A 17,674-nucleotide genomic window follows, 5' to 3' on the forward strand; every position below is an offset into this window, starting at 1 on the left:
CCATCCTAAGGCGTGCCGCGCATCCGCTCCGAGCCGCCCCGTCAGGCCGGTGAGGCCTCCACGATCTGGAACGTGTTGGGCGCGGGCAGCGGGGTCACGCTCCGCAGGGCGAAGCCGCCCGCCGTGCACAGGGCGGCGAAATCGTCCGCGGTCCGCTCCCGGCCGCCGACGTTGACGAGCATGTTGAGGTCGCTGAGGTAGACGTTGTCCGGCCGGTCCGCCGGCACGGTGGCGGGCAGTACCGGTTCGACGATCAGGAGCGAGCCGTGGTCGGGGATGACGTCCCGGATGTGCCGCAGGATGACCGCGCACCGCGCGTCGTCCCAGTCGTGGATGATGCTCTTGAGGAGATAGAGGTCGCCGCCGGCCGGGGCGGAGGCGAAGAAGTCGCCGGTCTCCAGGGTGACGCGTCCGTCCAGGCCCTCCCGGGCCAGCCGTCGCGGGGCCTGCGCGAGGCCTTCTGCCGTGTCGAACAGGACGCCCCGCGGTTCCTGGTGCGCGCGGAGGATCGAGGCCAGGAGGGTGCCGTCGCCCCCGCCGATGTCCACGAGCCGCTGGAAGCGCCCGAAGTCGTAGTGGTGCGGGACGGTTTCGGCGGTCAGCCGTGTGCCCTGGCTCATCGCCTCGTTGAACGCGGCGGACAGCTCGGGGTGTTCCCTGAGATGACCGAAGAAGTCGGTCCCGAACACCGTGTCGAACGTGGTCTCTCCCGTACGGACGCTCTCGTCCAGCAGGTCCCAGCCCCGCAGCATCACCGGGTCGGTGAACATCCGGGCCATGGCGACCATCGTGCCCGGTGCGTCGGCGCGCAGGACGTTGCCCGCTGCGGTGGTCCGGAAGGCGCCCGGCTCCGGTTCGGACAGCAGTTGGAGTCCGGCCAGGGCTCGCAGAAGGCGCAGCGTCGCCCGCGGGTGGGTGCCGAGGGAACCGGCGAGTGCTTCGGCACGCAGCTCACCCGTCCCGATCCGGTCGAAGACGCCCAACCGCAGTGCCGTGCCCAGCGCTTGGGTGGCCATCTGGCCGAGCACCAGCCGGGACACCGCCTTGCGGGCCTGCCAATCGGCTGTTGCTCCACGGCTGTTGTCGGCGACCTGTTCATGATGGGCCGTCATCGTCCGCCCTCCCCTTTTTGGTTGCTCAAACCTAGGTTTGGGAGGATCGCGGTGACAATCACCCATAGGTGTGGCGAGCGTGTCCCGGCGCGGGACGGGAGCGCCGGTCAGTTCGGCGGGGCCTCGTCGAGTGCCTCGGCGGCCTCCGCGGCCACCGCCTCGGCGACGGCCGCCAGGGCGGGCGATTCCAGCTTCCACTGCTGCCAGTACAGCGGGACGTCCACGGTGGGCTCAGGGGCGAGCCGCACCAGCCGGCCGTCGCTCAGCAACGGCTCCGCCTGGACCTCGGGCACCATGCCCCAGCCCATCCCCGACGCCACGGCGTTCGCGAACCCCTCCGAGGTGGGTACCAGGTGGCGACGGGCGCTCGGCCGGGCGCCGGGGCCGAGCCGGCGCACGAAGGCGTCCTGGAGATCGTCGCGCCTGTCGAAGCAGACCACCGGAGCTTCGCCGATCAGCTCGCGCAACGCGGTGCCGTCCCGCCGTCCCAGCCACCGGTCGGCGAAACCGGGACTGGCCACCGGCAGGTAGCGCATGCGGCCCAGCCGCCGGACCGAACAGCCCGTCACCGCCTCCGGCGACGAGGTCACCGCGGCCATCGCCAGCCCCTCCCGCAGCAGGGCGGCCGTATGGTCCTGGTCCTCCCGGCGCAGCTCGTAGCAGAGTCCCAACTCCTCCGGCACGCGCCGCAGGGCTGCCAGGAACCAGGTCGCCAGGGAATCGGAGTTCACCGCGATCGGCAGGAGCGTCGGCTCGCCCGGCCCGGACATCCCGAGCGCCGCCTGCGCGTCGTGCTCCAGCCTGGCCAGCTGGCGGGCGAAGCGCACCACCACCTCACCGGACTCGGTGGGGCGCACCGGCTTCGTGCGCATCAGCAGTACCCGGCCGGTGCGCTGCTCCAGCGCCTTCACCCGCTGACTGACCGCCGACGGGGTCAGCCGCAGGGCGGTCGCCGCCGAGTCGAAGGTGCCTTCGTCGACCACGGCCAGCAGGGTCCGCACCTGGTCGAGAGGAAGCTCGGACATCATGAGCGCTAATGATACGTAAGAATCTTTAGCTGGACACCGGGATTCCTGCTCCGTAGCGTCGCCGCATGACGAACGCCCTGACCACAGCAGCCGCCGGTTTCGGCACCGGACTCTCCCTCATCGTCGCCATCGGAGCGCAGAACGCCCTGGTGCTGCGCCAGGGCGTCCGCCGCGACGGCGTTCTCGCGGTGGTCGGGATCTGCGCCCTGTCCGACGCGGTGCTCATCGCGCTGGGGGTCGCCGGCGTCGGGGCTCTCGTCGTTGCCTGGCCGTCGGCGCTCACGGTGGTGGGGCTGCTCGGCGCCGTGTTCCTGATCGGTTACGGCCTGCTCGCCGCGCGCCGGGTCCTGCGGCCGTCTGCCCTGCGCGCGGCGGACGCTCCGGCTGCCTCGCGCCGGGGCGTGGTGCTGACCTGTCTGGCGATGACCTGGCTCAACCCCCACGTGTACCTCGACACCGTGTTTCTGCTGGGGTCGGTCGCGGCCGACCGGGGGCCGCTGCGCTGGACCTTCGGCCTCGGCGCGATCCTCGCCAGCGTGTGCTGGTTCGCCGCGCTCGGGTTCGGCGCCCGACTGCTGAGCGGAGTCCTCGCGCGGCCCTCCGCGTGGCGGGTGCTGGACGGTCTGGTCGCCGTGACGATGATCGGCCTCGGCGTCAGGCTGGCGCTGAGCGCCTGAGTCCTTTTCCGTGGCCAGAGGCCTGCCGGGACGCTCCCCGCGTCCGGGGGCCGGGATGCCCGCCCGGCGTACCATGCCATGATCGCCATCTTTCGACAGGATCGGTGCCATGGGAAGCGCGCGACGGGCCGTCGTTCTCGCTCTGCCGGGGTGCGTCCGACCGGGCTCGGCCTCCCGGGCCGACCGCGGACGGGCGCGCGGGAAAAGGGAGCGGATGCCGCCTTTCGTACCGTCGGCGCCCCGGGAATTCCGGTAAACGGCGCGGCCTGTGAGATGCATTTCCCGGATGTCCGCGGCCCTGCAAGATCCGTCCGGCCATGGAGAAAAAAACCGATTATTCTGTATCTTGTCCTACCAGTACGCGCATCGCAGGAACGGCTCGCCACTACATGACCCCTGGGGGGAGTTATGCCCGAAGCAGCAGTCTTGATCGATCCGGTGCCGACTATGGACGCGGAGGCCGAGGTGGTGCATCCCGTGGGGATCGAGATGGTGCACCGGACCAGGCCGGAGGACGCCTTTCCGCGCAACTGGGTACGCCTGGGGCGCGACCGGTTCGCGGTGGAAGCGGTCCTTCCGCACGACCATCCCTTCTTCGCTCCGGTGGGTGACGACCTGCACGATCCGCTGCTGGTCGCGGAGGCCATGCGGCAGGCGGCCATGCTCGCCTTCCACGCCGGGTACGGGATCCCGCTCGGCTACCACTTCCTCCTGACGGAGCTGGACTACGTCTGCCATCCCGAGCACCTCGGCGTGGGGGGCGAGCCCACCGAGATCGGCCTGGAGGTGTTCTGCTCCGACCTGAAGTGGCGGGCCGGGCTCCCGGCGCAGGGGCGCGTCGGCTGGGCGGTGCACCGGGGCGACCGGCTCGCCGCGACGGGGGTGGCGGCGACCCGGTTCAGCACGCCCAAGGCCTACCGGCGGATGCGCGGCGACGTCCCGGTCGAGGGCATATCCCTACCGGAGACCGCGCCGGTCCCGGCCTCGCCGGCGGGCCGCGCCCGCGTCGAGGACGTGGTGCTCTCGGGGACGGGGCGGGAGGGAGTCTGGGAACTGCGCGTGGACACCCGGCATCCGACCCTCTTCCAGCGCCCCAACGACCACGTCCCGGGCATGCTCCTGCTGGAGGCGGCCCGTCAGGCCGCGTGCCTGGTGGCGGGGCCCGCCGGAATCGTTCCGGTGGAGGCGCGCACCCGGTTCCACCGGTACTCCGAGTTCGGCAGCCCGTGCTGGATAGGGGCGGTGGTCCAGCCGGGGGCGGACGAGGATACGGTGACCGTCCGGGTGACAGGCCATCAGGACGGCGAGACGGTCTTCTCCACGGTCCTGTCCGGCCCCCGGGCCCACGGCTGAGAGGTTCCCCGAGTGATTCTCGTGACCGGTGCGACCGGAGCGGTGGGCCGTGAGGTCGCCGGACGGCTGGCGGATGCCGGACCCGTGCGGATCCTCGCGCGGCGCCCCGAGCGGCTCACGGTGCGGGGGACAGGGGTCGAGGTCGTCCAGGGCGCCTACGGCGACCGCGCCGCTCTCGACCGGGCGCTGCGGGGCGTCGACGCGGTGTTCCTGGTGACGAACGACCCGACGGAGCCCGACGACGAGCGGGTCGCCGCCGCGGCGGCCGCGGCGGGCGTACGCCACCTGGTCAAGCTGTCCATGATGGCGGTGGAGGAACCGGACGCCGAGGACTTCATCACCCGGCGTCAGCGGGAGAACGAACAGGCGGTCAGGGACTCGGGGGTCCCGTGGACGTTCGTGCGTCCCAGGACGTTCATGTCCAACACCCTCTCCTGGGCCCCCGGCATCAGGTCGGCGGGCGTGGTTCGCGCCCTGTACGGCGACGCTCCCGTCGCGTGCGTCGATCCGCGCGACGTCGCCGCGGTGGCTGTCGCCGCTCTCACCGGTACGGGGCACGAGGGCAGGGCGTACGCCGTGTCGGGCCCGGAGGCGATCACCGCGCGGGAGCAGACGGCCCAGCTCTCCCGAGTGCTGGGGCGGCCGTTGCGCTTCGAGGAACTGGGCGTCGACGCCGCGCGTACGGCCCTGATGGCGAAGTACCCACCGCCCGTCGCGGAGGCCTTCCTGCAGAGCGCGGAGCGGCAGCGGACGGGAGCGAAGGCGTCCGTGGTGCCCACGGTCCAAGAGCTGACGGGGCGTCCGGCGAGGCCGTTCCGCGACTGGTCGGCCGAGCACGCGGAGGCGTTCGCGCCGGAATGAGGCCGCTGCCGGGGAGAGCCTCTTTTCCCAGGGTAGTTACGCAATTACCGGCGGGCGCCGGACAATCGCGGCCCCGTGCCCATTCCCTTTCCGGCCGGCTTTCACGGATCGCGGTGGAGGGAGTCCCGGCAAAGGCCCGGAAGACGCCGCCGCATTTCTCCGTACTCCGAAAAGGAAACGGGTGCGCCGGAATCGGCGTCTCCCGGCCCCGGGCGACCGGACCCGTCGTCATCGCTCGCCGGCCCGGCCCCGCCCCGCCTCGTCGACCCGGCCCGCGTCCGCTCCCCAACTCGCCAGCAGCCGCAGGGACTGGGCCGACTCCGAGCCCGGTTCCGCGTGGTAGGTCACCAGATGCTGCTCCCCGTCGTCCGGGAGGTTCAGCGTCTCGTACGACAGGGTCAGCTCCCCGACGAGCGGATGCCGCAGCAGCTTGACGCCGTGGCCCTTCTCCTTGACGTTGTGCGTGGCCCACAGCCGCCGGAACTCGTCGCTCTTGACGGAGAGTTCGCCCACCAGCGCCGACAGCTCCGGATCCTCGGGGTGGCAGCCCGCGTACAGCCGCAGATAGCTGACCATGTCCGAGGCCTTGGCATCCCAGTTCACGAACAGGTCCCGGCAGGCGGGGGAGAGGAACACCAGCCGGGCCCAGTTGCGCTCGGCCGGGGGCAGCGCACCCCAGTCACCGAACACCGCCGCCGCCATCGGGTTCCAGGCGAGGACGTCGGACCGCGCCCCGGTCACGTACGCGGGGATGCCGTCCATGCTGTCGAGCAGGTACAGCAGCCCCTTCCGCACCCGCTGCACCCTGGCCGGGCGGCGCTGCTTCCGGTGCCGGGGCTTGGCCAGGTGGGTCAGATGCGCGCTCTCGGCGTCCGTGAGCCGCAGCGCACGCGCGATCGCGTCGAGCACCTCGGCCGAGACGTTGCGCCCGTTGCCCTGTTCCAGGCGCGTGTAGTACGCCACGGACACCCCGGCCAGCTGCGCCAGCTCCTCCCGGCGCAGACCGGGCACCCGGCGGTGCCGGCCGAACTCCGGCAGGCCCACGTCCCCCGGTCGGAGCTTGGCCCTCCGGGTGCGCAGGAACTCGCTGAGCTCGGCGCGCCCGTCCAGCGGTTCGGGGGAGGCGGCCTCCGGCTGATCGTCCATGGCTTCCATTATTCCTCCGATCCCCCGTCGTACGAGCGCGAGCCTGTCCCCGTCAGTAGTAGGACCGCTGGACGTAGGCAAAGGGGTGACCTGGGTAAACATCCTCGGCGGCGTGATGCTGGGAGACGTTCCTACCGCATCACCCAGAGGAGAACCTCCGGCATGACCACCGTTGCCGCCTATGCCGCTCCCCGTGCCAAGGCCCCGCTGGAGCGCACCACGATCGAACGCCGCCCGGTGGGAGAGTTCGACATCCTGATCGACATCAAGTTCGCCGGCATCTGCCACTCCGACATCCACCAGGCCCGCGACGGCTGGGGCGAGGGCATCTTCCCGATGGTGCCCGGCCACGAGATCGCCGGGATCGTCGCCGAGACCGGCCCCGGCGTCACCCGGTTCAAGGTCGGCGACCGCGTCGGCGTCGGCTGCATGGTCGACTCCTGCGGTACGTGCGACGCCTGCCTGATGGGCCGCGAGCAGCACTGCGCCGAGGGGAACACCCAGACGTACAACGCGCTCGACCGCAACGGCGAGCCCACCTACGGCGGCTACTCCACCCACCTCGTCGTGACCGAGAAGTTCGCACTCTCCATCCCCGAGGGCATCGCCCTCGACGAGGCCGCGCCGCTCCTGTGCGCGGGCATCACCACGTACTCCCCGCTCAGGCGCTGGGGCGCGGGCCCGGGCAAGAAGGTCGCCGTCGTCGGCCTCGGAGGCCTCGGCCACATGGCCGTCAAGATCGCGCACGCCCTCGGCGCCGAGGTCACCGTCCTCTCCCAGTCGCTGCGGAAGAAGGATGACGGACTCAAGCTGGGCGCCGACCACTACTACGCGACCGGCGACCCGCGGACCTTCGAGGAACTGGCGGGCACGTTCGACGTGATCCTCTCCACGGTCTCGGCCCCGCTCGACTTCGGGGCCTACCTCGCCCTGCTGCGCACCGAGGGCACCCTGGTCAACGTGGGCGCCCCCGAGGAGCCGGTCTCGCTGAACCTGTTCTCCCTGATCCTGGGCAACAGGTCGATCGCGGGTTCCGCTATCGGCGGCATCGAGGAGACCCAGGAGATGCTGGACTTCTGCGCCGTGCACGGGCTCGGCGCCGAGATCGAGGTGATCGGGGCCGGCCAGGTCAACGAGGCCTACGAGCGCGTTCTCGCCAGCGACGTCCGCTACCGCTTCGTGATCGACACGGCGACGATCTGAGGTCTCGGCCCCGCGACGCGACGGCCCGCCCCGAGCGCCCCGAGGCGCTCGGGGCGGACCCGTGCTCAGGCCCGGTCCGGCGCTTCCGGCGAACGCCGCGCCCCTTCCAGGACCGCCGGCAGCAGCCCCGGGAAGATCGCCTCCAGGTCCTCCTCGCGCAGTCGGCTCATGCGGGAGGTGCCCACGTAGTGCTGGCGGATGACGCCCGCCTCGCGCAGCACCTTGAAGTGGTGCGTGCTGGTGGACTTGCTCACCGGAAGGTCGAACGCGATACAGGCCATGTCGACGTGCCCGTCCGCCAGCTCACGGGCGATGCGCAGCCTGATGGGGTCGGCCAGGGCGTGCAGGACCGCCTCCAGGCGGATCTCCGCGGGGAGTGGATGGGGGAGCTGCCGCCCGGAAGCGGCTCCGCGGGCTGGGGTGGACATGGGTGACCGGCCTCCTCGGGGTCGTCATCAAAGTACGAGAATTCTCGTAGTTTGACAATCGCCGTACTACGATGCCTATCGTACCTACCTCGGTGTCGCCGTCCGGCGACCGCACCCCCACATGAGGAGACGACCTGTGAGCGCCCTGTTCACGCCCCTGACCCTGCGGTCCCTGGAGATACCCAACCGCGTGTGGATGTCTCCGATGTGCATGTACTCGGCGGCCTCCACGGGGCCGGAGGCGGGTGTTCCCACCGACTTCCACCTCGCTCACCTCGCAGGCCGGGCCGCCGGGGGCGCCGGCCTCGTGATGGCGGAGGCGACCGGTGTGCGCCCCGACGGCAGGATCAGCCCCTGGGACCTGGGCCTGTGGAACGACCGCCAGCAGGAGGCCTTCGCCCGGATCACCGCCGCGATCGCCTCGCACGGATCGGTGCCCGCGATCCAGCTCGCCCATGCCGGGCGCAAGGCCTCGACCGACCGGCCCTGGCTCGCCGACCGCTCCGTGCCCGAGGAGGAAGGCGGCTGGACGCCCGTCGCCCCCAGCGCGGAGGCGTTCGCGGGCCTGCCCGTGCCGCACGAGCTGACCGAGGACGAGATCCGTCAGCTGGTGCGGGACTTCGCCGCGGCCGCCGAGCGGGCCCTGGCCGCCGGCTTCCGGGTGGTCGAGATCCACGGCGCGCACGGCTACCTCATCAACTCCTTCCTGTCCCCGGCGGCCAACCGCCGCACCGACGCCTACGGCGGCAGCTGGGAGAACCGACTGCGCTTCCCGCTCCAGGTGGTCGACGCCGTCCGCGCCGTATGGCCGGACGACCTGCCGGTCCTCTTCCGCACCTCGGCCACCGACTGGCTGACCGAGAACCCCGAGGACCCGCGCGAGGGCTGGACCGGCGACGACACCGTCCGCCTCGCCCAGGAGCTGGCCGCCCACGGCGTCGATCTGCTCGACGTCTCCACCGGAGGCCTCGTCCGGGACGCCGCGATCTCCGCGCACCCCGGCTACCAGGTCCCCTTCGCCGAACAGGCCCGGCGAACGGCCGGCATCCCCACCGCCGCCGTGGGGCTGATCCTCGACGCCGCCCAGGCGGAGGAGATCGTCGCGACGGGCCGTGCCGACGCGGTCATGATCGGCCGGGAGATGCTCCGTGATCCGCACTGGGCCCACCACGCCGCCGAGGCCCTTGAGGCAGCCCCCCGCTGGCCCGCCCAGTACGGCTACGCCCTGGCGCGCCGCCCCGCCAAGGTCTGACCCCCCAGGTCCGACCGCCCACGGCCCGCCCGGACCCGCACCGAACGAAAACCCCGGTCACGCCCCCGGGCCCACCGCGCGCGGGCGGCCCGGGGGCGTCGGACAATGGCGGGAGCCGGAGGCACGCCGGCGCGGCCCGGCCGGGAGAGGAGCGGCGGATGAGCGGAGCGGGCGAGTGACCGCCGCGCGGGACCGGGCGACGATCCGGCGCCGGGCCGTCCGCGTCGCCGCCGCGGCGAGCGCCGGTTTCTACCCGCTGCTGTACGGGGCCGGGCTCCCCGTCGCGGCGCTGTACGCACTCTTCGCGCCCATCGCCATGGGCCTGCTCTCCGCCGTGCCCGGCTCCGGCCGCCAACGGGCTTCCACCATGCTGCGGGCCCTGCCCCCGGCACTGGTCCTCGCGACCCTGGGAACCTTTCTGGCGGCCAACACCCCGGCGGCCGTCGGCGGCATGCTCCTCATCGGATTCCTGCTGGCGTTCGCCGCCGTCGCCGGCCCCCGCCCCGCGGGCATCGCCCCCGGCCTCCAACTGTTCTACATCCTCGCCTGCTTTCCGCCGTACGCCCCCGGCACGCTCGTCGAGCGGCTGGCGGGCCTGACGGCGGGCGCGCTGCTCCTCGCCGCCTGCGAGGTCCTGCTGCCCGATCCGGCCGCGCCCTCCTACCGGGCCCGGCTGGCCGACGCCCTCACCGTGGCCGCGCGCGGGGCGGCCACCGGCGGGGTGCCACCGGGGCGGTTGCGGGCCGCCGGAGCGAAGCTGCGACTGACCGACGTGCCGCCGGCGGAACGACCGGCCGGCGCGGGCCGGACGGACCGGGCACTGGAACAGGCCGGACGCTCCGCCCGCCGGCTCCTCGACCAACTCGCCACCCTCGCCGAAGCGCCGCCGACGCCGTCCGACCCCGAGTCCGCCATGCTCCTGGACCGGGTGGCGCGGCGGTGCACGGGCAGTGCGCGGTTCCTGCGCACCGGCACCGCCCCACCACCCGCCGGAGCGCTGGAGGAGGCGATGCGCGCCTTCCAGGCCGACCGGGCGCGGGCCGCGGGGAAGGGCCGGGACGCCCTGCCCGCCGTCGACGTGCAACGCCGGCAGTCGCGGGTGCTGGCACTCGCCGAATCGGCGCGCACGGTGGAGATCGCCGTGGACATCGCCCTGCACGGGCGGCCCACCGAACCGGCCTTCCCGCCCGAACAATTCTGGTACGCCGGGCTGTCCACGCCGAGGCTGTGGGCCCGGCGTGTCGTCGGCAACGCCACGTTCCGGTCGGTGCTGTTCCAGAACGCCCTGCGCACGGCGCTCGGACTCGCGGCAGCCCGCGCGGTGGCCGGTTCGCTGGACCTGGCCCACGGGTTCTGGGTCCTCCTCGCCGTGCTGACACTCGGCCGGACGACCGCGGGGGCGACCTGGCGGGCCGTCCGCCGGGCGGTCGCCGGCAACGCGGTGGGAGCGCTGGTGGCCGGGGCGCTCGTCATCGGGCTCGGCAGGCACACCGACGTGTACGCCGCGCTCCTCGCCCCCGTCATGCTGCTGGCCTTCGCACTGGGGCCGCTCCTGGGCCTCGCCTACGCGCAGGCGCTGTTCACGCTCGTCGTCGCCACCGCCTTCGCCCAGATCGCACCGGTCACCTGGCGTCTCTCGGAGGCCCGGATGATCGATGTCGTCACCGGCAGCGTCATCGGCCTGGCGTGCGGGCTCCTGGCCTGGCCGGCCGGGGCGCGACGCGAGGTCCACCGGGCCATGTGGGGGCTGTTGAGATCGTGCGCCCCGCTGGTGCCGGCCACGGCACGGACGCTGCTCGCGCCGTCGGGCGGCTCCCGCGCCGCACCGGTCACCCTCCCGGGCATCCACCGGCTGCGCCTCGCCGAGGCGGCCTACGCGCAGTACCGCGCCGAATCCCCGGCCGACCGGGAGGGCGACAGCGCCGACTGGCACGCCCTGCTCATCGCCGCCCACCACGTGCTCCTCGGCGCGCAGTGGCTCCCGCGCTTCGGCCTGCGGCCCACACCCGGTGCGCGTGACACCTCCGCCGCCCGGGCGCTGGGCACCGCGGCGGCGCTGGAGGCCGAGACCGACCGTATCGCCTCCCTGCTCCTCGCCGAGCCTCCCGGACCCGCCCCGGCGGCCGTCTCCGACACCACGCGGGCGACCGGCCCGGACGACGACCCGCCGGCGCCGCTCTCCGTGGACCTGGAGGTGTGGATGACGAGCCTCGCCCGTCAACTGGCCCGCGTCGAAGCCTCGCTGACACCCGCACCGGGCAACGGCCCCCCGCGGGAGCCGACAAGCGGTCCCGGACCCGGGAAGCCCGGTGACAGGGGGAGGTGACCCCCCGCCCGATCGGGGTGTCAGCCCCAGTGATCCGCAACGTCCCCTCTCCTAGCGTCCCTTGATGTGAGAAACGCGAAGGACGCAGAGAAGACCACCCGTACCCCCGGGGCCGCCCGCACCACCACGGCCGCCCGGACGACCGCCAGGACCGCCGCCGCGGGTCTGGCCCTGGCCCTCGCGGCGGGCATCCCGGCATCACCGGCCCTGGCAACGGAATCCCCCACCGCCGCACCGCCGCCGACCGCCGGAGCGCTCGACCGCTACTACCGCCAACCGCTGGACTGGGGCACCTGTATGAGCTCCCCGCAGGACGAGGCGGGCAGGGACCTGGACAAGGCGGGTGTGCAGTGTGCCGACGTCACGGTCCCGCTGGACTACTCGGCCCCCGGCGGCCGGACGATCACGGTCGCGATATCCCGACTGAAGGCCACCGACACCCGCCGCCGCATCGGCGCGATCCTGCTCAACAACGGCGGCCCCGGCGGCCCGGCCGTCGATTCCCCGCCGGTCATCCGCACGGCGATGAAGGAGGTCGGCCCGCGCTACGACATCGTCGGCTTCGACCCGCGCTTCGTCGGCCGGAGCACCCCGCTCGACTGCGGCTGGCCCGTCGGCTTCACCTGGTTCTCGGCCGGCGCGAGCCGGGCGGGCTTCGACCGCCAGGTGGCGCTGAGCAAGAGCCTGGCCGCCAAGTGCCGCGCCACGAACGCCTCGGTGCTCCCGCACATCAGCACCCGTAACACCGCCAGGGACATGGACGTCATCCGGGGCGCGCTCGGCGAGCGGAAGATCTCCTACCTGGGCTATTCGTACGGCACCTACCTGGGCACCGTCTACACCCAGATGTTCCCCGGCCGCTACGACCGGATGGTGCTGGACGGAGCGGTGGGCCCGGACGACTACAACCCGCGCCTGCTGAAACACACCGTGCGCGAGAACGAGCAGGCGCTCTCCGCCTGGGCCGCCTGGGCGGCCGCCCGCCACACGACGTACGGCCTGGGCCGCTCCCGTACGGCGGTGCTCGCCACCATCGACCGCGTGATGGCGAAGGCGGCCCGCGCCGCCCTGACCCTCGGTACCGCCCCCGAAGTCTTCCGCGTCGACGACACCCACATACCGACGCTGATCTTCATGGGCGTCGCCGACGACGGCGACGCCTCGCGCCACCTCCTGGCCCAGCAGGTGGCGGCACTGTCGCAGGCGTCGAAGGGCCGCGAGGCCCCGGTGCCCCAGGAGTTCGCGGAGACGCTCGGGCTCCTGCTCTCCGGCGACGGCTCCGCCTTCGGCAGCTCCCAGACGGCGATCATCTGCGGTGACGTACCGGCCCCGCGCGACACCGAGCGCTACTGGCGCGACATCCAGCGGAGCCGCGGCGCACACCCGCTGTTCGGACCCCTCACCGAGAACATCGGCCCCTGCGCCTTCTGGGACGCCCCGCGGGAAGCCCCCACCCGGATCAGCCACGACGCCCCCGTGCTCATGGTCGCGGCCACCGGCGACCCCCGCACCACCTACCGGAGCACCCTCACCCTGCACGGCAGGCTCCCCGGCTCCAGGCTCCTCACCCTGGAGAACGCCAACCGCCACGCCCTCTACGGGGAGTACGGGAACGCCTGCGTGGACGACGAGGTCAACCGCTACCTGGCGACGGGCCGGCTCCCGAAGCGGGACGAGACCTGCGTGAAGTGACCCGGGACCGGGAGGCCACCGCCCGCCGGTGTGCGGGCGGCTTCCCGCAGGAGTGCCGGGCCTACACCGACGGGACCGGTGAACCGCCGGTCCCGTCGGCCGGGGCCCCGGCCTCCGGCCCCTGCTCCGGGGCGTCCTCCACCAGCTGCTCGCGCAGATAGTTCCAGATCACCCCGAGCACCGCCGCCACCGGCACGGCGAGCAGGCTCCCCACCACGCCGGCCAGGCTGCCGCCCAGCGTCACGGCGAGCAGGACCGTGGCCGCGTGCAGCCCCAGCCCACGGCTCTGGATCATGGGCTGGAACACATTGCCCTCCAACTGCTGCACCACGACGATGATCGCCAGCACGAGCAGGGCGTCCATCGGTCCGTTCGAGACCAGTGCGATGACCACCGCCACGAAGCCGGCGAACAGCGCTCCCACGATCGGCACGAACGCGCAGACGAAGGTCAGCACCGCCAGCGGCAGCACCAGCGGCACCCCCAGGATCCACAGACCGAGCCCGATGAAGACCGCGTCCAGCAGACCGACGAACGCCTGCGACCGCACGAACGCGCCCAGCGTCTCCCAGCAGCGGGAGGCCACCTCGGGGACGTCGGTGGCGAGCCGGCCGGGAAGCTGACGGGTGAGCCACGGCAGGAAGCGCGGACCGTCCTTGAGGAAGAAGAACATCAGGAAGACCGCCAGAACCGCGGTGACCAGCCCGTTGACCACGGTGCTCACCCCGGTGACGGCGGTGGTGACCACGCTGCCGACACTGTCCTGGAGCTGAGCGGTCGCGGTGTCGAGCGCGCCGGTGATCTGGTCGTCGCCGATGTTCAGCGGCGGACCGGCCGCCCACTCACGGACCTTGTCGATGCCCGCGATCACCCCGTCGGCCAGCTCCCCGGACTCACCCGCCACCGGCACCGCGATCAGCGCCACGATGCCCGCCCCCACGAGCAGGGAGAACACCGTCACCACCGACGCGGCGAGCGAGGGCCACCAGCCGAGCCGACGCAGGAAGCGGGCGAGCGGCCAGGTCAGCGTGGTGAGGAACAGACCGACTATCAGCGGCCACACGACCGACCACATCCGGCCCAGCACCCACAGCGCGACCGCCGCCGCCACGAGGACCAGCAGCACCTCTGCGGAGACCCGTGCCGACGTGCGGAGCGCAGCCGCGGTCTTTGTCGAACTCAATGGCGAAGACATGGCGTCACCCTATGGCTTCGCCAACCGTGTTCCGGCCACTCCCGCCGGCCGCCGACGCCGAACGCCACGCGGGCGGCCCGCCCGGCCCGTCACCGCAAGGACGGGGGCAGCCCCTCGCGATGGACGACGCCCAGGCGCTGAGTGGCACGGGTGAGCGCCACGTACAGATCGCTCGTCCCGAACCGGACGGGCTCGACGACCAGCACATGGTCGAACTCCAGCCCCTTGGCCTGGCGCGGATCCAGCAGCACCACCGGACGCGTGAGATCGGGGGCCTCGCCCGCCACGACGCCGTCCAGCGGGGCGGCGATCTCCTCGTGCAGCGCCCGCGGCGCGATCACCGCGAGACGCCCCTCCCGGGGCGTCAGCTCCACGACCGCCCGGGCCACCTCGCCCGCCAGGTCCTCACCGGCATCCCGCGTCCACGGTTCCTCGCCGGTGGACCGCACCGAGACGGGGGCGGCGAACGAGGGGTCCTTCTCCCGCAGCACCCGGGCCGCCAGTTCCATGATCTCCGCGGGCGTGCGGTAGTTGACCTCCAGCGTGACGTGCTCGAAGCGGTCGCCGACGTACGGCTCGAGGATCTTCTCCCAGGAGCCGACGCCGGCCTCCTCGGAGGTCTGGGCCGGGTCGCCGACCAGCGTCAGCGAGCGGGACGGCGCCCGGCGCATCAGCAGCCGCCACGCCATCGGCGAGAGCTCCTGCGCCTCGTCGACGATGATGTGCCCGAAGGCCCAGGTGCGGTCGGCGGCGGCCCGCTCGGCGGCCGTGCGGTGGTCGGCCTCCTCGTGCCGCTCGGCCATCCGCTCGGCGTCGATGATGTCGTGGGCGGCGAGTACCTCGGACTCCTCGTCCTCGAACTCGTAGCTCTCCGAGCCGCGCGACAGCTCCAGCACGCCCTGCGCGTAGCCGACCCGCTCCTGGCGAGCGGCCTCGGCAGCCGCCTGCCGGGCGCTGTCGTCGACGCCGAGCAGTTCGGCGGCCTCGTCGAGCAGCGGTACGTCGGCGGGCGTCCACACCGTGCCGGCGGGGGCGCGCCGGATCGCGTCGGCGTCCTCGTCCGGTACGTACACCGGATCGGCCAGGTAGTCGGCGAGGAAGGCCTCGGGGGTCAGCGGCGGCCACAGCTCGTCCACCGTCGCGTGCACCTCCTTGCTCAGCGCGACGTCCCGGCCGAGCTGGGCCACGTCGTCGGGGCCGAGGAAATTGGGCCCGCCGTAGGGGTCCGCGCCGATGCGTTCGACGAGTTGCGCGGTGAGCGCGTCGATGACCCGGAAGACGAAGTGGGGGCGGGCCAGATTGTGCGGGAGCCGGGTGTCCCGGGCCGCCTGCCGGGCCTCGTACGCGATCTCCCAGTCCAGGACCAGCTCCCCGCCGTCCTCGTGGGGGATGACCATCGCCGCCCCGGGCTCGGGCAGCCGCTGCCGGTCGCGGACGGCCAGGGCGAGCGCCTCGGCCATCGGCTCGCCGCCCTTGACGGCCGCGGCGCGCGGGGAGTCGGAACCGGTGGCGTGCACCCCGGGGAACAGCTCCGCCTGCGTCGCGAGCAGGACCCCGGTCTCGCCGAGCGCGGGCAGCACCTCCGCGATGTAGCGCAGGAAGGCCGGGTTGGGCCCCACGATCAGCACGGCCCGCTTGGCGAGCAGCTCGCGGTGCTCGTACAGCAGGTAGGCGGCCCTGTGCAGCGCGACGGCCGTCTTGCCCGTGCCCGGTCCGCCCTCGACGACGAGGACGCCCCGGTGCGGGGCCCGGATGATGCCGTCCTGCTCGGCCTGGATGGTCCGCACGATGTCGCCCATGCGTCCCGTGCGGGCGGAATCGAGCGCCGCGAGGAGCACGGCGTCGCCGTTCGGATCCTCGAAGCCGGTGCGGTCGTGGTCCCCGAGATCCAGGATCTCGTCATGCAGCTCGGTGACCCTACGGCCCTCGGTGGTGATGTGGCGGCGCCGGCGCAGCCCCATCGGCGTGTGACCCGTGGCGAGATAGAAAGGACGCGCCACCGGTGCGCGCCAGTCGATCAGAACAGGGGTGTGCTCGGCGTCGTCCTCACGGATCCCGATACGGCCGATATGGTGCGTGAGCCCGTCGGAACGGTCGATACGGCCGAAGCACAGCGAGCCGTCCACCGCGTTGAGAGCGGCGAGCAGACCCGAGCGCTCCGCGACGAGGATGTCGCGCTCCAAGCGCGCCTGCTGCCCCGTCCCGACCGGCGTGAGCGCGAGCTCGACGCCGTCGGCGGCCACCCCGCGCAGCGCGTCGACCCGGGCATGGAGCCGGTCGATGAATTCCTGCTCTTTCCGCAATTCGTCGCTTTCCCGGTTTGACAAAACGGCTCCCCGCCAGATATATTCGTTCTCATAAGGCCCCCGAGCGGGGCCTTTCTGCATGAGCGCAGAAGAATCCAATATACCCGCGCCAATCCCCGGGCCGCTAATTCGGCCCGGGGATTGTCCGTGCCCGGCGACCCGGGGCTGTCCCGCACTTCCCGGCGGGAGGGCCCTCAGGCCCGGAGCGCGGCGCCCCGCGCCTCCCCGTCCGCGCCGACGGGCGTTCCCGTCGCCAGGCCCCCGGGGGACAGCGCCAGCGACCGGGCGGCCGTCGCGCCCACGTCGGCCAGACTGCGCGCGTCCGGCAGCAGCTCCACCCCGGCCCCGTCGGGGCGGTGGATCAGCACCGGCACGTACTCCCGGGTGTGGTGCGCGTGTCCGATCGCGGGGTCGTTGCCGTGGTCGCCGGTGACGATCAGCCGGTCCCCGGGGTCCGTGAGCAGCGCCAGGAGCCCGGCGAGCCCCGAGTCCACCTGCTCCAGCACCTGCCCGTAGGCCCCGGTGTCCTGCTGATGACCCGCCAGATCCGTCTCCTGGACGTTCGCGACCACCAGGGCGTCGCCCCCGGCGCGTACCGCGTCCAGGGTGTACGCCAGGACGTCGGCGGTCGCCACGGCCGGCCGCCGGTCCGCCTGTTCGCACACCAGGATGTCGGCGGCCTTCCCCACCAGGGTGACCGGGACGCCGGCCCGCGCCGCGAGGGAGGGGAGCTGACGGGTGTGGTCGAGCGGGGCGCCCAGGTGCTGCACCTCCAGGCCGCCGTTGCGGTAGAAACCGGTGGCCGGGGTGTCCAGCCCGACGGTGCCACCGCCCCCGCTCCGGACGTAGGAGCCGAGCGGCCCGTCCGCGTGGCCGCCCACCGCGATGACCCGGGCGACCGGGGCGACCGCCCGCACCGTCCGGGCGACGGCGAGAATCCCGCCCGGACCGTCGAACGGCAGGTCCTCCAGACGTCCCGAGGCGTTCCAGTTGATGCCCGGGTCGGCCTCCAGGTTGTCGTGGACCAGCACCGCCCCGTCGACCAGCAGCAGCGGCTTCCCGTCGAGCCGCTCCGCCCGGTGGCCGGCCGCCGTG

General features: G+C 73.0%; 14 protein-coding genes. 7 read left to right on the forward strand and 7 right to left on the reverse strand.

From position 1 onward, the window contains the following. Positions 1 to 41: 41 nt before the first annotated feature. Both DTB53_RS25725 and DTB53_RS25730 read right to left on the reverse strand, forming a co-directional pair. Complete coding sequence (locus DTB53_RS25725) at positions 42 to 1,112, reverse strand: methyltransferase (RefSeq protein ID WP_012382290.1); 1,071 nt, start codon at positions 1,110 to 1,112, stop codon at positions 42 to 44. A 107-nt stretch (positions 1,113 to 1,219) separates the two neighbouring features. Further along, positions 1,220 to 2,140 carry a LysR family transcriptional regulator ArgP gene (locus DTB53_RS25730; protein WP_012382291.1) on the reverse strand — a complete coding sequence of 307 codons (921 nt, stop codon included), beginning with the start codon at positions 2,138 to 2,140 and terminating at the stop codon, positions 1,220 to 1,222. A gap of 65 nt (positions 2,141 to 2,205) precedes the next feature. Between DTB53_RS25730 and DTB53_RS25735 the strand changes: the two genes are divergently transcribed. The 3 genes from DTB53_RS25735 (at position 2,206) to bprA (ending at position 5,031) form a co-directional block, all read left to right on the forward strand. Beyond that, complete coding sequence (locus DTB53_RS25735; RefSeq protein WP_012382292.1) at positions 2,206 to 2,817, forward strand: LysE/ArgO family amino acid transporter; 612 nt, start codon at positions 2,206 to 2,208, stop codon at positions 2,815 to 2,817. Positions 2,818 to 3,225: 408 nt separating this feature from the next. Next, the gene (afsA, locus tag DTB53_RS25740; RefSeq protein WP_003971211.1) at positions 3,226 to 4,170 is read left to right on the forward strand and encodes a 2-oxo-3-(phosphooxy)propyl 3-oxoalkanoate synthase; all 945 of its coding nucleotides are present in this window, start codon (positions 3,226 to 3,228) and stop codon (positions 4,168 to 4,170) included. A gap of 12 nt (positions 4,171 to 4,182) precedes the next feature. After that, on the forward strand, positions 4,183 to 5,031 hold the full coding sequence (gene bprA / locus DTB53_RS25745; protein WP_012382293.1) for a butenolide phosphate reductase BprA: 849 nt from the start codon (positions 4,183 to 4,185) through the stop codon (positions 5,029 to 5,031). A gap of 228 nt (positions 5,032 to 5,259) precedes the next feature. Here bprA and DTB53_RS25750 read toward each other — a convergent pair whose 3' ends face one another. Then, the gene (locus tag DTB53_RS25750; RefSeq protein ID WP_042497834.1) at positions 5,260 to 6,177 is read right to left on the reverse strand and encodes an MmyB family transcriptional regulator; all 918 of its coding nucleotides are present in this window, start codon (positions 6,175 to 6,177) and stop codon (positions 5,260 to 5,262) included. A gap of 162 nt (positions 6,178 to 6,339) precedes the next feature. Here DTB53_RS25750 and DTB53_RS25755 point away from each other — a divergent pair, with 162 nt between their 5' ends. Next, positions 6,340 to 7,380, forward strand: coding sequence for an NAD(P)-dependent alcohol dehydrogenase (locus tag DTB53_RS25755; protein WP_012382295.1), 1,041 nt, complete (start codon positions 6,340 to 6,342; stop codon positions 7,378 to 7,380). Positions 7,381 to 7,445: 65 nt separating this feature from the next. Here the strand turns inward: DTB53_RS25755 and DTB53_RS25760 are convergent, their stop codons facing one another. Beyond that, positions 7,446 to 7,808, reverse strand: a complete 363-nt coding sequence (locus DTB53_RS25760) for an ArsR/SmtB family transcription factor (RefSeq protein WP_003971215.1) — start codon at positions 7,806 to 7,808, stop codon at positions 7,446 to 7,448. Between the two features lie 136 nt (positions 7,809 to 7,944). On the opposite strand from DTB53_RS25760, the gene DTB53_RS25765 reads away from it, so the two are divergent. From DTB53_RS25765 to DTB53_RS25775, 3 genes are all read left to right on the forward strand, one after another. After that, positions 7,945 to 9,060: an NADH:flavin oxidoreductase/NADH oxidase gene (locus DTB53_RS25765; RefSeq protein WP_012382296.1), complete on the forward strand. Its 1,116-nt coding sequence runs from the start codon at positions 7,945 to 7,947 to the stop codon at positions 9,058 to 9,060. Positions 9,061 to 9,235: 175 nt separating this feature from the next. Then, positions 9,236 to 11,386, forward strand: coding sequence for an FUSC family protein (locus DTB53_RS25770; protein WP_012382297.1), 2,151 nt, complete (start codon positions 9,236 to 9,238; stop codon positions 11,384 to 11,386). Positions 11,387 to 11,452: 66 nt separating this feature from the next. After that, positions 11,453 to 13,078 (forward strand): alpha/beta hydrolase, encoded by a 1,626-nt coding sequence (locus tag DTB53_RS25775; protein ID WP_012382298.1) that lies wholly within the window; start codon positions 11,453 to 11,455, stop codon positions 13,076 to 13,078. A gap of 61 nt (positions 13,079 to 13,139) precedes the next feature. Here the strand turns inward: DTB53_RS25775 and DTB53_RS25780 are convergent, their stop codons facing one another. The 3 genes from DTB53_RS25780 to DTB53_RS25790 all read right to left on the reverse strand — a co-directional run. Then, a complete protein-coding gene (locus tag DTB53_RS25780) occupies positions 13,140 to 14,273 on the reverse strand; it encodes an AI-2E family transporter (RefSeq protein WP_003971219.1) in 1,134 nt (377 codons plus the stop codon). 89 nt (positions 14,274 to 14,362) lie between these two features. After that, positions 14,363 to 16,576, reverse strand: coding sequence for a HelD family protein (locus DTB53_RS25785; protein WP_172595293.1), 2,214 nt, complete (start codon positions 16,574 to 16,576; stop codon positions 14,363 to 14,365). Between the two features lie 197 nt (positions 16,577 to 16,773). Continuing rightward, the coding region (locus tag DTB53_RS25790; protein WP_112416011.1) for a phosphopentomutase at positions 16,774 to 17,674 on the reverse strand (901 nt) is incomplete at its 5' end.

The organism is Streptomyces griseus, from assembly GCF_900460065.1.
GTDB classification, from domain to species: Bacteria; Actinomycetota; Actinomycetes; order Streptomycetales; family Streptomycetaceae; genus Streptomyces; species Streptomyces griseus.

What these genes read in the sequence shown, in the direction of transcription:
- DTB53_RS25760 (WP_003971215.1), bottom strand. Translation starts at nt 7,808, where the DNA reads ATGTCCACCCCAGCCCGCGGAGCCGCTTCCGGGCGGCAGCTCCCCCAT.
- afsA (WP_003971211.1), top strand. Translation starts at nt 3,226, where the DNA reads ATGCCCGAAGCAGCAGTCTTGATCGATCCGGTGCCGACTATGGACGCG.
- DTB53_RS25750 (WP_042497834.1), bottom strand. Translation starts at nt 6,177, where the DNA reads ATGGACGATCAGCCGGAGGCCGCCTCCCCCGAACCGCTGGACGGGCGC.
- DTB53_RS25755 (WP_012382295.1), top strand. Translation starts at nt 6,340, where the DNA reads ATGACCACCGTTGCCGCCTATGCCGCTCCCCGTGCCAAGGCCCCGCTG.
- DTB53_RS25725 (WP_012382290.1), bottom strand. Translation starts at nt 1,112, where the DNA reads ATGACGGCCCATCATGAACAGGTCGCCGACAACAGCCGTGGAGCAACA.
- DTB53_RS25780 (WP_003971219.1), bottom strand. Translation starts at nt 14,273, where the DNA reads ATGTCTTCGCCATTGAGTTCGACAAAGACCGCGGCTGCGCTCCGCACG.
- DTB53_RS25735 (WP_012382292.1), top strand. Translation starts at nt 2,206, where the DNA reads ATGACGAACGCCCTGACCACAGCAGCCGCCGGTTTCGGCACCGGACTC.
- DTB53_RS25730 (WP_012382291.1), bottom strand. Translation starts at nt 2,140, where the DNA reads ATGATGTCCGAGCTTCCTCTCGACCAGGTGCGGACCCTGCTGGCCGTG.